Source organism: Acidithiobacillus sp. YTS05, from assembly GCF_024396695.1.
GTDB classification, from domain to species: Bacteria; Pseudomonadota; Gammaproteobacteria; order Acidithiobacillales; family Acidithiobacillaceae; genus Igneacidithiobacillus; species Igneacidithiobacillus copahuensis.
This window is the reverse complement of the sequence record NZ_CP094359.1, coordinates 1758779-1773395: the sequence shown is the minus strand read 5'-3', so window position 1 is coordinate 1773395 and position 14617 is coordinate 1758779. Positions and strand designations below refer to the sequence as shown.

General features: G+C 55.2%; 13 protein-coding genes. 2 read left to right on the top strand and 11 right to left on the bottom strand.

Annotation, left to right across the window (positions count from 1 at the left end; all coding sequences use genetic code 11):
• Positions 1-3: 3 nt before the first annotated feature.
• The 7 genes from MQE22_RS08785 to MQE22_RS13885 all read right to left on the bottom strand — a co-directional run bounded on the left by MQE22_RS08785 (position 4) and on the right by MQE22_RS13885 (position 9008).
• Entirely contained in the window at positions 4-1239 is a 1236-nt protein-coding gene (locus MQE22_RS08785; protein WP_255789635.1) for an LPD7 domain-containing protein, read from the bottom strand.
• Positions 1226-1609, bottom strand: coding sequence for a hypothetical protein (locus tag MQE22_RS08780; protein WP_255789634.1), 384 nt, complete (start codon positions 1607-1609; stop codon positions 1226-1228). Before MQE22_RS08780 ends, MQE22_RS08785 begins: the two co-directional genes overlap by 14 nt.
• A gap of 4 nt (positions 1610-1613) precedes the next feature.
• Positions 1614-5936, bottom strand: a complete 4323-nt coding sequence (locus tag MQE22_RS08775; RefSeq protein ID WP_255789633.1) for a zincin-like metallopeptidase domain-containing protein — start codon at positions 5934-5936, stop codon at positions 1614-1616.
• 92 nt (positions 5937-6028) lie between these two features.
• A complete protein-coding gene (locus MQE22_RS08770) occupies positions 6029-6922 on the bottom strand; it encodes a DNA adenine methylase (protein ID WP_255789632.1) in 894 nt (297 codons plus the stop codon).
• Positions 6919-7164, bottom strand: a complete 246-nt coding sequence (locus tag MQE22_RS13890) for a helix-turn-helix transcriptional regulator (protein WP_483190450.1) — start codon at positions 7162-7164, stop codon at positions 6919-6921. Before MQE22_RS13890 ends, MQE22_RS08770 begins: the two co-directional genes overlap by 4 nt.
• Positions 7165-7184: 20 nt before the next feature.
• A complete protein-coding gene (locus tag MQE22_RS08765) occupies positions 7185-8675 on the bottom strand; it encodes a hypothetical protein (protein WP_255789631.1) in 1491 nt (496 codons plus the stop codon).
• A gap of 60 nt (positions 8676-8735) precedes the next feature.
• A complete protein-coding gene (locus tag MQE22_RS13885; RefSeq protein WP_483190449.1) occupies positions 8736-9008 on the bottom strand; it encodes a YdaS family helix-turn-helix protein in 273 nt (90 codons plus the stop codon).
• An 83-nt stretch (positions 9009-9091) separates the two neighbouring features.
• Here MQE22_RS13885 and MQE22_RS08760 point away from each other — a divergent pair, with 83 nt between their 5' ends.
• Both MQE22_RS08760 and MQE22_RS08755 read left to right on the top strand, forming a co-directional pair.
• The gene (locus MQE22_RS08760) at positions 9092-9718 is read left to right on the top strand and encodes a LexA family protein (protein WP_255789629.1); all 627 of its coding nucleotides are present in this window, start codon (positions 9092-9094) and stop codon (positions 9716-9718) included.
• A gap of 263 nt (positions 9719-9981) precedes the next feature.
• Complete coding sequence (locus MQE22_RS08755; protein ID WP_255789627.1) at positions 9982-10620, top strand: J domain-containing protein; 639 nt, start codon at positions 9982-9984, stop codon at positions 10618-10620.
• A 25-nt stretch (positions 10621-10645) separates the two neighbouring features.
• On the opposite strand, the gene MQE22_RS08750 is transcribed toward MQE22_RS08755, so the two are convergent.
• From MQE22_RS08750 to MQE22_RS08735, 4 genes are all read right to left on the bottom strand, one after another.
• On the bottom strand, positions 10646-11605 hold the full coding sequence (locus MQE22_RS08750; protein WP_255789626.1) for a 5'-nucleotidase: 960 nt from the start codon (positions 11603-11605) through the stop codon (positions 10646-10648).
• Between the two features lie 579 nt (positions 11606-12184).
• A complete protein-coding gene (locus MQE22_RS08745; RefSeq protein ID WP_255789625.1) occupies positions 12185-12361 on the bottom strand; it encodes a hypothetical protein in 177 nt (58 codons plus the stop codon).
• A gap of 266 nt (positions 12362-12627) precedes the next feature.
• The gene (locus MQE22_RS08740) at positions 12628-13389 is read right to left on the bottom strand and encodes a hypothetical protein (protein ID WP_255789623.1); all 762 of its coding nucleotides are present in this window, start codon (positions 13387-13389) and stop codon (positions 12628-12630) included.
• 412 nt (positions 13390-13801) lie between these two features.
• Positions 13802-14593 carry a hypothetical protein gene (locus tag MQE22_RS08735; protein ID WP_255789622.1) on the bottom strand — a complete coding sequence of 264 codons (792 nt, stop codon included), beginning with the start codon at positions 14591-14593 and terminating at the stop codon, positions 13802-13804.
• Positions 14594-14617: the final 24 nt, after the last annotated feature.

Genomic DNA, 14617 nt, shown 5'->3' with positions numbered 1-14617 from the left:
CCTTTACCGTTCCAAACCAAGATCCATTGCTTGGGGGATTTGCTGCTGTTGTGGTGCTTTTCGTGCGAAGCCGAGGATATTTCCTCGTAGTTGCTGCTCCCGTTCCTGCACCTCCCGATAAATTTGCTCGGCTAGCTTGCTCCCGGGCTCGAGCTCGATGCCGAGCTTTACCGCAAGCTCTGCCGTCTGCCGCAGGAATGCCGGATTGCCCTCGAAATGAATCGGCTGGCCAAAGCGTTGTACGGCCGCCTGCAGGGCGTAGCCGACCGCTTGTTCGCGCTTCTCCTGTGCCCGGCGACCTACCCCAAACATTGCCCGGCGCGTGACGACGATGTGATCTCCATAATCCAGTACCCAGGGCCGATTCTTCTGTGCCAGGAGCGGTACCGGTTTTTGCCGCTGGTACGTGGGCCGCTCGGGTTCCTGTGTCGGGGATGGATTCGGCGGGGTAGGGGCCTTGGGCCAGTCTTTCGTGAGGTCCTGATCCAGAGACTTTGCAGGCTCTTTTTCCGGATTCTCCTGCGGCTGCGCTTCTATCCCTTTCTCAGGCTCTTTCCATCCGTCGAGCGCATTGCGGAAAGCAGAGTGGAGAAGCTTCTCCTGATTTTCCGGGGTTGCCTTGCTGAAGCCTGCAATCAGGTCGTCCATGGTGAGTTTTTGCGCCGCCAGTTCCTGTGCCTTCTGCAATGCCTTTTCCAGGGCATTGGAGTCCTGCCGGGCATCAAAGCGTAGCCGGTCCAGCGTGGGCGAGAACTGCGGATGCAATCCTTCCAGCTCGTTTCCCCGCCGAAGCACCTCATAGGCTATGGGCTTTTCGCCAGGTTTGAGCTCGGCTCGGGCAACCTGTGTACCCTCGTCGAGAACGATCGGTACGACTTCGACGTGGTATTCCATCGCCTGCGCCACAGCCGGGAGAAGTTCCTGCTCGCGGATGGGCAGGAATATCTTTTTCTTGAGAACCTTGGGCGCCAGGCGCCCAGATTGCTCAGGCTCCTCCTGGGACGGGGCCTTCTCGTGCTTCGCAGCGCGCTCGCGGAATTGCTCTTGTGCCTCTTCGAGGCTGTCGAAGCGCTCCGAGATCTGCTGCAATTTTTGGTCGGTACCACCGCGGTTGGCGAGATAGTAGAAAGGCTCCAGTCCATAATTCTCATAGCCGAGCTGCACAATCTCGGCATCCTCGACCAGTGCAAGGTTGCCCGACGTCGCCAGAATCTTTTTCTCTTCCTCAACGAGCGGCATGGCACACCTCCCCGATCAGGATCAGGGGGGCATCTGGATCCTGAAGAGCTTCGCGGTAGCTGGCTATGTCCACGCCAAAAATCGCCGCAACCTCCTCTTCGGGGAGCTGTGTGGCTACTCCCACCTCTCCGCCGAATTCCGACAGGTAGGACAGCGCCTTGCGGAGCATCGAGAAGTCCTCTGGATCGTCGGAATAGACATGAACCAGCGCTGGAGACTGCTCCCGAATCAGCCGATCGAGGGCCAGGCGATATCCGCCAAGCCCCTCCGGGTCATTCACCGCCTCCCAGTGCTGGCCATCACCGCTGATCCAGAGTTTGCAGGCTGCTTTACTCTTCCCTGCTCCAAATGAGATTCGTCGAAGGTTCATACGATTATCTCTCCCATTCCAAATCGGCTTTTTGCCGCTCGACGGACTGAATTGCCCGCACGATATTCGTGTCTACTGCGAGAGCCGCCCGCAGGGTGCTGGCCAGCCGTTCATCGGTAATGGTCTTCCGTAGCGCGCCGCGATCCGTCCAGATGAGCTTGCCGTCCTGCTCCTCGATCTCCGTCATGCCCAATTGCAGGCCATGGTCGAGATAGGCTCGGGCGTTGACCGTCTTGTGGCTGCCATCGGCTTTGTTGATCGTGAATTGGTGACTTGCAAGGGTTTCCAGCGCCTCTCCCAGACGCTCGGCGGCAGATCTATCCATGACCGCAGGACTTTTTTCTGGCTCATTGGCCAGCGTCTTGGGAGCCAGCTCCAGCGGTATCTTTGCCGTTTCCATGGCCTTCACCAGGTCTCCAGACGGCTCCAACTCCTGCACCGCCTTGCAAAAACCCTGAAAACGCGAGTCACTTAACCAGGTGACTTGTTCCGACTCCGGGTTCCGTAGACGGCGTTCGATGACCGCGCCCTTTTTGCGGCTCGAAACTTGGGTGAACCCATCCCTCGCCTTGGCCTCGATGAACTTCTGACCGTCCACAGTCTCCGCGCCCATATTCACTCGCAGGGTGGACAGACCATCAAAGGCGACACGAAGAGCCTTGCGCGGGGCCTCCTCGGCTCGTGCCCGCGCCTTTTCTTCCTCTTTCTTCTTCAACGTCGCGACAATCTCGGGCCCCGCCCATTCTTCCAGTTGGGAAACACGCTCTTTATGGGTATTACCCAACGGAACACCTGTCAGTCGAGAAAACGCTTCCTGCGAATCTGGGTTTTGACTGTTATGGCCGATCAGAGAAAGCATTCTCTTTAAGTCTTTTTGCTCTACCGCCTGAACGAAACCCTTGACGTGTTCGCTGTCTGGTAAAGCCAAGTTGCCCTGCTTCCAGTGGCAGGCCGCAACGATCTCCTCGCGGATTAGCTTGCTGGTATCGCGGAGAACCTCTCTGCCATGCTCTTTGAGACGTTCCTTCATTTGTTCCTGGGCATGCTTTACTGCATTCCGATAACGGTTGCTCTGCGCTTCGATTACCGGATAGTGCTGATGGAACAGTTCAGAGCGCTTTTCCAACTCAAGGACAGCCTTTTCAAGGGCAAGTTCCGGGTTGGACGACCCACGATCCGGCCCTTCACGGATGATTCCAAAGACATCATCCGCCTGGATTTGCGTATCACGCATTGCCTTGGCAAACCCGTCCTGGTCCGTGGGATGAAGCGCTGAAAAACGCTTCTCCAAGTCCTCGATCAACTTGTCTACGTTTTCTGGCAACTCCTGATAGAAGCGTCCATACTCTGCAATCGCCTGTTCTTTGGGGTCCACCTCGGTGAGTGGCGGTGGCAAGCTCTCTCCGCGATCGCGCAAGGCATACTCTATCCCTCTGGAAAGGTTGCGAACCTGATATTCGCCAAGACCTGCGGCCTTTGCATAGTCGGAAGAACGATCCCGCAACTCAACGGCATCACGGGCAAGCCGATCTGGCTCCTCTGTCGCCCATTCCTGAATCAGCTGGGCCGTATCAGGACCAGAATAGTCCACATAGTCGAGGGTGCTGCTGTCTAGCACTCTTGCATACGTCCGCAAGCGAGAAACAGCCGGGGGTTCCAGCCCCGCATCCAGATCAGGTAATTCCTTGCCCTCGATAAGGCTACGGAGATTTTCCTGCAAGCGATCAGGAGACACGTCAGCCAGCAATTCACCGTTGGGTACTGCACCGACGGTTACTTCCCTATGCCACAACGCTTCCAGCCGAGATTTTTGTTCTGAATATCCTGTGCCTATAAGACCATCAGTATCCATCACCGATTCGGCAACGACAGCTTTCTCCGTACCATCGCGCAAGGTCAACCGCAGCACATGACCGCCACGCTCGATACTTTTCAGATATCCGGTCATGGTTTCCGAAGGCAAAAACTCGCCATTGCGGATTTCCGCTGGCTTGAGAGCTCTCGCGCTCAGGGTAACATCCTCAGACAACGCAAACTCTCCACCCACCGAGATGCGTACTTGCGCGACGATCGTACTGGAAATTTTTTGCTCGGTTGTCATGCGCAGGGGAGAAGGACCAAGAACCCGCTCCGTAGACATGGGATCAAGCGGATCTTTCGATACCTCCCTGGTGCGAATACGCAAGCTTGCCTGAATCTTTCCTCGCGCATCCTTGTTGATTTCCACGATGGCAAATTTCAACTGGTCCTGATCCATCGGCACGCCATAGTTGCGCAGGGTGCCCGGACCAGCCGTATCGTCATCGAGGGCAAAAGGCAGGCGAGACGCACGGCCATCTGGTCCACTGACGAACGTGCCTCTGACAAACCCGTCTTTCCGTTCATTGAGCTCGATTCGATATCCTTCTGGGAGTCTTGCTGCCAGAACGGCATCTGGACTGACGGGAGATGGTCGCTGTGGATCCTGAAAGGCCAGCGACTGTTCTTCACGTTCCAGCGAAAGAGAACGCTTTACCTCTAGCAGCGTCGTGGGCTCGAAGTGATAGTCGATCTCCGCCCCGGTACGGGTAATCTCCTCGATATTGATGTACCCCATTTCTGGGAACCCCATGCCAAGGTCGGCAAGACCATAGGCCTGCGTCTGACGAAAGTCCGCGTTTTCTGGATCACCACTGTCTTTTTCGATGATGAACCACTGCTGGTTACCAGGACCAAAGTAACGCAGAGAAACCGGACGTTGCTCATCCGGCAGCCCATCCGTCTGGTACGTTTCGGGCATGGCGCGGATGATGTCGCGCAGCTCCCGCATCTTGTCGGAGTAGAACTCACGCTCCTCGCTATTACGCAACAGATATTCCGTGACCTCCCCTTGTTTGGCCCCCAGGAAGGGAACGACTTCACTGGGCACGCGGGTCAACGGAGGCTCATCGACGATTCCCGCCTCCCTTTCCTGTTGAGATGCTTTCTCAGGCATTGTCTGTGCAATTGCAGGCTCCATTACCTGCCCGCGGACCGCAGATACTGCGCGCAAAATGGCAATTTCCGCATCGTTTCGAGCCCCCTCGTTGCCCATCGTCAATTGGTATGCCTTTGTGTTGGGATCGATTGCATCCACCAGCTCCAGGGGCTGAACAGCACCGGGAACATGCTCATCGAACCCGGAAGGCAATACAGTGGGCGTAATCTCATCCTCTGCTGTCATGGAATACCGCCCATTGCCGAACTGGTAAAAATACCGTAGACGTGTCGGCTCCCCCGGCTTTGCGTCATCCAGAACGACGCCTTCCAGTTCGCGTCCATCTTTCTGAAACCGGACATAATCGCCACGGGACACCGCCACCTGTGGATCCGGTTCCATTGCCTGCCCTGGTGCCACCAGTTCGATCTCCGGCGTGCGCTCGATGAGATAATCCGAGATCCTCTGGGCATCCCGGATCGCTCCCATGATGGCCTGCTTGCGATCTTTTTCCGGAAGAGCACCAAGCCAACTGGCAAGATAGGCTGCGCTGTTTTCCGTCTCCCGCCCTTCTTCTACGTTCTGTGCCTCGGGATCAAAGCCAATACCGAGGCTTGCCGCCGTCATGGCAGCAGACATTTCTGCCCGCAGCTCCTCGATCGCATACCTCGGGCTACCAAACTTGTTGGCAAGATCACGATTCAGGCGTGATTCATGACCCGTAGAGTGGGAAAGCTCATGCAGGAGGGTGGTATCGTGTCCGGTGGCGCTCACAAAGGTCTCGACCGGTGGCATTTGAACCCGGTCTTCCGAGGGACGGTAAAGGGCGCGACTGCCACCGTAGGCCAAGGTCACACCCAAGGCTTCTGCCAGCTTTGGCAGTTTTTGGTCTGGTTTGCCCTCAATTCCCGGCAAATCTGCTTCTCGCTCGAGCGGCGGGATGCCGTCGATCTGGGAGGCATGGAAGACGGTATAGTATTTCGCCCGAAGACGCTTTTCCGTTGGCTCCGGATTTTCTACGCCCTGGCGTCGTAGCTCCTCCAGTTCCTGCTGGGTGCGCTCATGTTCATATTCGAGCCACTTCTCGACGGCAACCCCCCGCGATCCGCCACGTACCTGCCAGCCTTTCTCCTTGGCCTGGCGGTAGGTACACCAGCGTGGATCCGAGGGGTCTGGAGACTCCAGCAAGAGTTGCTGCCGGTTCACTCCGGAGTAGGGTTTGCCCGTGACTGCATTGATTGGTAAACGAACAGCGCCGGCCACCCAGGGTCGTTGCCAGGGGGCAGTGCCCTGTTCCATGCGTTCAATCAGTCGATTGGCGACTTCCAGGCGCAGATCACGCCTCTCTTTGTTGGTTCCCCGGTCCGCCATGGCCATCCCCCGCGCAGCTTGCCTGCAAGGGTATAGCCGGGCTTGCGTGGTATAGCTTTACATCCTGCAAAGGCGGTGACCTCTATATTCATTTACACCGCAAGTAATTCCAGAGTTGATTGCCGGGATTGCATTTCCTCGTGGTATAGCACGAGCCGCGGATTGAGCCACAAACACTCGGTTCGCTCCGCTTCCAGTTTGGGGTCAGCCCTACCGGTGGCATTGCGGACCGTACTGCAGTGCCAGGCAAACTCCTTACGCTCCCAGCCATGCTCCTCCAGGAGCTCTGCATAGATCGAATTGGCATAGCCGGAAATGGCTACATATCCCGGACTCTCACGAAGGCGCTCGAGAAGGTGGCGATGATCCTCGTCACTGTACTCATGCGCGTAGCCACCACCTTTGCGCGTCTCTGCGACGTAGGGTGGATCGCAGTAAATCACGGCGTACTCGCTGTCGTAGCGATCGATGATGGTCAGGGCGTCCCCCTGCTCGATGATCACGTTGCGCAGACGGTCCCGGACGAGGAGTAGCTCCTCATCCACTTTGTTACGCATGGATCTGGCGCGATTATCGAGATACCTGGCCACCGCAAATCCTGCCGGGGAGCGGTCATCCTCTCGTTGCGTGTTGGCCATGAAGGTGGCCCGGGCCAGAAAAAAGGTACGTGCTGCCCGCTCGATGTCATCGGCACAGACATACCGAGGGTCGGACCATTGCTCATACATGGACCGGGCATAGGGAGTGTTCTGCAGATACTCTCGCAACTCTTCCCCGCGCAGACGCAATGAGGTGAAAAAATCCACCACGTCCCCGTTCAGGTCATTGATCACCTCAATCCCCAGCGGCGGTCGCGCAAAGAGCAGACTGGCTCCTCCGCAAAACGGCTCGACGTAGGTCTGGAACCGATCTGCGGCTGGAAGGAGCGGCAAAATCTTGTCGGCCAGCCGGCCTTTGCCACCCAGATAGGGCAGGGGGCTTTTCATTGTCCCCTCCGCTTTGGGCCGGGACGGTTGGTACGCTGCGGAGCTGCAGTGCGAATTTCTGCTTGCCCGGGGGCAGGTAAACCGGCCAGCCATGCGCGAACGTCGCTCTCCCGCCAGCGGCGACGACGCTCACCAGGCAATACCACTGCTTCAGGCAGCCGTTCAGGAGAGCGACACCGTATCGTTTTTGGGGCAAGACCCAAAATTGCCGCCAATTCTGTTATGTCCAATAAGCGATCCATGGTTTTTGCTCCATAATCGATTACAGAAATGCTCCCATACCTGGCTGTAGGCGAGTGGAGAGAAAATGTAGCCGCCGGCTATTCGTTCCGGCAGGACTACCGCTTGCCCCATGGGAGCGGTTTTCGCTCTCCCAGGAACTCCTGGCGTTCCTGCAAAGCGCCGGTTCCCGTGTTGGAGGTGGCCATTCATCCAGCGGCGGGGGATCGCCATGCGGCTCTTCTGGCGGCTGGTCCACGACGACATACCGGGGCTTGGGGGGAGGTACCCGTCCATGCCGAAGATCTCCCGTATCAATGAGTAGACCGAGGTCTGCATCCTCCAGGGCGATAGCCTCTGGCAGCTGCGTATCAATGGGGCTGTCCAAAATGAGCGAGGGCTCTCCTGCAATGGAAGGGGCAGGAATGTCCTCCTTTGTAGTCTCTGTAGCGATCTCGACCTGTGTGTCGCCGGGCGCGAACGGCGTCGACTCGGCCACCGGGGTAGCCAGAGCCGTTTCTATGAGTCGGATGGTCTGCACCTGCTTCTCGGGATGCAGTCCCGCCAACAGTGCCCGGAGAAGGGTGGTGGCGATGTCACAGCCATGATTTGCGCGCACGATGAGACGTTTGGCGATGTCTGTCATCCGGGCGCCGCTGACTTCCCGCAGCTTCTCGAGGATCGCGGGTGCGCGCTCGTGCAGTGCTGCCGCAGATAGGTGCCCAAGCTGCACCTGATCAATGGTGCGGTCTACCCAGCCACTCAAGGTTGCGTGTTCCTGCGGGGTGACCAGGTCCTCGGAGATCGTATCGAACGAATGCTCCTCAGCAGACGCAAGCAAGTCGAGGGGATCGACCGATTGGCTTTGCTGCCAGTCCTCCGCAAAAAGAGGGTCGGAATCTGCGATGTCGAAGGAGTCCAGCACATCCCGTCGGTCATCCTCTTCACTCGTCTCCCGGATGGTGCGGTGGCCAGAGGATGGCTTGTCATACATGGCCGTCAGAACATCCCGGTGGTCACCGGTTTCATACCCAACCCCAGCCATCCGGCGGGAGAAGGTCTGAAAGTTGCGATGGATCCGCAGGTAGTGATAGGCCATCGCCTTGAGATATGCAGAGAAAGACTTGCCTCGCTGCTCGTCATACCGACGCGCACAGAAATCCACCAGCGCCGTGGCGCAGTCGGTGATGAGCTCTGCATCATCGAGGCCGACACGGCGGGCAATGTATGCCACTACTTCATGCGCTACGAGGTATGCGCCAGAATAGGCGGCAGAGAGTTCTGCTTCTTCCAACGCAGAACGGGCGGTCTTGCAGTACAGCGCGCAAAACCGAATGCCCTTTGCAAATTCGGTTTCGCTTCCTGCAACACCCCAAGTATACCATTCCCGGCGAGAGTGCCTGGGGTGAGGCCCACCTTTTGTCTCCGGATCCAGGGCCTCGACGTCGATCTCCGGAATTCGAGTACGAGACTCTCGAAGAGCCATGAGACGGAACGATGATTCGGACAATACAGACTGTGTGGAAACGCTCATAAGTACCTCCCAATGATCGGGTGGTGTGGAAATGTGCGGAATCGGTGCATGATGGCTCCCCTATTCATCAGCGGAGGCCTCGGGGGTGGTGGTAGGAACACTCGGTACCGGTTTTGGTGTGGTCTCCGGCGGCCAGATGTCTGGGCGGAGGTCAGAGCGGCTGACCTCACCGTTAGTGGCGGCCTCGATGCAGAGGGCGCTGATAGCACTTGGTCTTTTTTCGCCCTTTATCCAGCAAGAAACCGCGGGCTGTGAAACTCCGACAAGCTTGCCCAATGCTCTCTGAGAACCAAAGAGTTGCAAGGCACGGAGAATGTGGATGCGACAGTTCATGGGCCCAAAATATAACCTTGGTTGTCGCGTGTCAATAACCAAGGTCGGTTCCAAGTGCATAACTCTGGTTATAGAGTGAAAACATGAATTTTTCTGATCGACTACGCGCCGCTAGGGCTCATGCAGGACTTTCGCAAAGGGTGCTTGCGGAGAGAGTAGGCATTTCACAGCCCGGCTATCAAAAACTGGAACGCGGAGCCAGTGGCTCAAAATTTGTAACGCAGATTGCATACGCGTGTGGCGTGAATCCCGAATGGCTGGCTACTGGAAAGGGAGAGATGCTTCCTGCCACCAGAATCGTGGACACCGTGAGCCTAGGTCCTGATATTAGGTCTTGGCATCCATTGATAGGTTCAATTCCCTGCGGGTCGCCAACTCTGATTACTGAGAAGGCCAGGCAATCGCCGGATACGGTGTGGTTACCAAGCCCAAAAGCTGTTCCTGCGTCCTGTTTTTACCTACGAGTTTCGGGTAATAGCATGTCACCGACCGTCCGTGACGGTGACCTTGTACTTATAAATCCAGAGCGGACGCCGCAACACCGAGACATCGTTGCAGTACGCAATGGCGACAACGAATCCACGCTCAAGCGTTTGATTGTTGATGGAGGAGACTTCTTGCTGGTTCCGGACAACCCACAGTACCCAACGAAAGCTCTTGATGGCTATGATATTATTGGAGTTGCCATTCACTCATATAGAGAGCTGTGATAACCCTGGTTATTGACTTTGTAATAACCCAAGATATAGTGTTCTCACACACGCGCTATGCCGTGCTTGATTTGTGGGAGAATGAAAATGGCAATCAAGAAGATACCCCGTAAGGCTGCAAATTTGCCTCCAAGCTATACCACGCTCTCGGTCCAGTACCGGGACGGACTGGTATTGACCTACCTTTTCGAGCGTAGCGCTCGGGTCTCGGAATTGATGGCTGCTATCCGACGCGCTGGCCAGGTGCGTAAAGTGGTTCTGCAATGACGGTCAGATTTGTCGACCTCGGCGAACGGGATCCGCAAGCGCTGAAAAAGCTACTAGATCAGTTCTGCGGCGGCGAGAACTGTGGATTCGCCTGGGCACGTCGGCTACTCCGCGGGGATGGGTACCTCTATGCTTCCAACGGCCACATCGTAGTGCGTGTACCCGATCATCCCGCCATACTGGCGGAGGAATTGACAGAGATACCCCCAAATATCCACGCAAACCTCAAGCGCTATTTCTCCATCCCCTACGATCCCTCGTGCCCATTTCCCTTCCCAAAACTACCAAAGATTCAACCATGCCCAGTCTGCAAGGGAATGAAACGCTTGCAGTATGAGGTTTGCCCAGACTGCGACGGGGAAGGGGAGTGTGGTGACGAGGAGTGCACCCGCTGCAAAGGCTGGGGAAGGATCAACCAGCGCCCCGCCAAAGTGGGTGATCATCTTTGTGACTACTGCGATGGCTATGGGGAAGATCCGGCTTGCAAGACAGCGATCGGAGGAATTACCTACGCAAACCGATATCTGCGCCTGATCAAGAAGTCACCCGGGGTGAAACTGTTTCCCACAGGGCCGGAGACACCTATGGTCTGCCTGTTCGAGGGTGGTGAACTGCTGCTGATGCCGATGAGGTAATAGAGGGCGATTAAATATGCTCATCTCATTTATTCCCTTTACTTAATGGAGATGATGACTTATATGGCACTTTTCCTGCAGGGTATGCCTTCGAAATTTCTTCTAAATGGAGATCTTGGTCATCAAAGAAGATGTGAGGTCTGAACGCTTTTAAGATTTTTGCTTTATCCATACCTCCTAAGAAGAAAAGCTCATCTACATATACACCCCAATGGCGAAGCGTTTTTATAACACGCATTTCTGCTGGAGCATTTCGTGCCGTTACGATCGCGATCCTGACGGGAGAGAACTCTACAGTTTCGGGGAGCCGCTCTTGAAGCCGAGCCAGCTTGCGTAGCAGCGTTGCATACGGTCCATCTCCCATTGGAATGTCTTGGTTGTCGTTTTCAGTTCGATAAAACTCTTCCATTCCTTCTGCCTTAAACACTAACTCGCTGGAGTCGTCAAACAGAACAGCGTCTCCATCAAAGGCGATTCTGACCTGCCCAGTTGGCATAACACTCGGAGTCTGTGGAGGTGGCTTTACTATTGCAGCAGGACACTGTCCCCCGTCAATTACACGCTGAGCATCCTTTACGTTCGTCGTAAGAAATAAATCCACGTCGAATGCATCTAGATAGTCGGTCACCGACTCTCCTCCGGTAAAAGCATGGCGCGAGATGGCTAGCCCCTTAGTTCGGATATTGTTCAGTACGCGAACACCAGTCTCAGGGCTATTTCTCGACATAACAACAAGTTCAACGAGCGGGCTCTTCCCCGCTGGAGTATGCTGGTTCAAGTCAAGAAGAGCTTCTATAAGTGGCATGCCAGTTCCAGCATCAAGAGGATCGTTTTCTCTTTCCAACATGTAATCGCGATACAGCTTGATTGCCGTGGCTCGATCAGAGCCGTAACTTTCTCTGAAAATCTTATCTGCCTCGCGGAGATCGAAAAGGGCCGTGGCAGAGATGCCAACCACCAAGGTATCTGAAAAGTCCGTTGGCATATATGAGGAGCCTAAAATGAATTCAAAAGTGCCAATAGCGCAGCATTGCACGCAATGTTACGGCCCAACCTAACTACGTGTACCTCATGCGGGGTGCTATAAAATAACATCATAATACATAAAAGTTGCGGAGAGACCACCGAAGGGCGAGGTATGATGTACCGATCCTTTCGTTTTTTCTGTCGCGGCATGTCTACGAGCAAGGCGATGATTGTAGGGTTGCTGAGCATGTGACCCCATGTACCACTACCAAACAAGCATCTGAAGCTACTCACTTCCTGAATTAACGGTTGCCTTTCCATGTGATTTCATTGATAAGCCACACTATATTGTTGGCATACCATACTGTCAAATCATAGCGCGATACGCGCCGGCCATGCTACCTTTTGGATTAGCCCAGTATATTTAGCGCTCGGGACGGCGCCTGGGCGATGATGGTGGTGTTGTAGGCGATGCCCCGAAAAAAAACGAAGCCACCAGCAAAGCAGGATTACAACGACCGGTTCTGGAATGCCTTTCTCCGGGGATCCCCAATACCGGAGAGATGACGGGGGTGGCCTCGCATCCCGTTAGTTTTGGCTAGTGAGGGATGGCGGGGCAGGGGTTGCCACTCCTTGCATCATGCGCAGCCCAGAGCATGCCTAAGGCGTTGCCGTAGCTTTCCAACATCGAGTCCACCACAAGAATCTCCGGCTGCGGACTGCGCCAGATGTCACCAGGACCGAATGTGCTGGGCACGGCAGTCGCTGATCGCATTGCACCCCCTGTCCCTCAACGAGGCGGTACCCATGACAATACAAGCCGCAAGCACGGGAACAAAACCACCGTCGCCATTGGCCTGCATGGAAATGGTATAGCTTTCCCATGCACCCTTTATCTTGCATTCCCTTCTCGCGGTTGTATGATCCTAAAAATTCGCTACTACTCGCCCGGAGAAACGCTGAGAAAGGAGAGCAACGACAGGTGTGCAGCGGAAGCAGTCATTCGACGGTATCCGATTTTTTAGAAAATGTCTGTTTCTGTCAGCCCGGCGGATTGAGGAATATTGGCTCTCCCCAGTCTCGATAGTGTACGATCTCCAGTAGAGGGTATTGGAGACCATCAATTGTGACTGACTCTTTTAAAATAGCCTCTATTGGTAGATATGGTTCTGATTTTTGCAGATAAATTGTTCCATGTGCGCTTTGTATTGTTCCTATTGGCAGAGAAGAATCTTCGCGCGCAATGAAATTCAATCCTGGCTGGCTAATATTGAAGCGATAAGCACTCGCCTCTTTTCCATCTATCCCAGCTCCCGAAATTTCTTCTATATTGGTAAGGTAAGGAAGAATTTCGTGCCAAGGAATTGATCTGGGGATATGAATAGGCAATATTCCTTCTTGATAGCCTCCTCCAGGTGGAGACGTTCGATACCACGTGTGATTTCCGATTGTTATGGTGCTCGCGCTAGCGGAGATGCCGCCGAGAAAGTACGTTTGTGCTGTAGCTTCAGTTTCTCTATTTTGCGGGTCTACAGCGCCCTTGGCAGAAATACTTGCGGGAAAAAAGGTGCTAGAGATGTTAATCTGGAAATGAAATGGAGTGGTTATCAGATTTCGTAATCCGAATCGTAATTTTGAGGGAATTGCCTGATGGATGCTTGGTGGCATGGTGGGCGATATCTCATCGCGTACCGGTATCTTTCCGGAGGCGAACGCCTCCGGGATAAGAGCCATCAGGAACAGTACAACGAACTTGCTAACTTCGCGCGCTGCATCTGATATTCCAATATTCTTCCAGAGCATAGCCTTGCGGCCTCCTTATCACAAGACTGGATTCAAAGTCCTATGATATGGGTGCTGCGTCACTCTCAGTGCCGCCAAACACCGGCCCATGGCGGTGGTCCCCGCCTAGGACCTGGAGCGTAATAAACTGGTGCGGCTGGCTCGTATACCACCGCTGGAGGCGGTGGGGGCGGGGGTGGTGCGTACACCACCGGTGGTGGAGGCGCATAGTACCCAGGAGCCGCGTAATACGCGCCTTGATTGCTTACCTCTGCGCTGAGGCCTGGTAACGCCAATCCAAGGGTAACACCTAGCCCATCGTCATCGTCAGCATAGGCGCCAGTAGCACACGCTAAAAACACGCTGGCGGCCAGCACGGCGAGCAAACTTCTCTTGGTTCTTGCTTTCATCAAAGCACCTCCTGTTCAACCAGTCAGGAAAAAACGTACTGCGCACCGATCCCAATGCCATAGTCCGGGCTCCCGTTGCTGAGTCCCTTGTCTACAAACACCTGAAAACCAGAACCAGACGTAGTCACGTTGTAGTTCCAGGCGACGATCAAATCTGCCGGCCCGTTGTATCCGGGCTGCTCCGATTGGGCCCCCGCGAACATACCCGTCAGGATGTTCCTAGAATTGACCTCAAAGCTCGAACCGATGTTGTAGGTCCAGATATTCTGCAGATCGTCACCCGGCGGATTGCCAACGATGCGGTAGGCCACGTGCAGGAAGGGGAAGATGCGGGGCCCGATGTTGTCGTCAAGACCCACGCCAAACTCATAGTCGTTTCTTCCCGTTCCCAAGCCCTGGGAGGCAGATGCTGTGCCAAATTTCACTTTCACAAAAGGCACGACCGACGGGACAATACCCTGGTTGGAGATGGCGGTGTAATGGGCAGCCAGCCAGATGTCCCCAATGCCGCTGGCACTATGGGTGCCCGTACTCTGCTTGCCACGGCTGGCAATCCCACCACCCGACAAGGTGGCTCCGTTGGGTAGCCCCGATACGGAAAGTTCAGGAACCGTAAGCTTCAACCGCAAGGTAGAGTTCTGGTACTGCAGGTACGTCGAATTGTAGAAAATATTCAGGGTGCTGTTCGTCCCGAAAGAGCCCTGATAGAAAGCCGGCAAGTCGCCAATGGTAAATTGACTGGTAGCGTTGGCTGTACCCTCCAGGCCTGGGATCAGTACCAGCAAACAGGCGGTGGTTATCCTCTTTGTTCTCATGGATGTCCTTTGTAGGGTATCCAG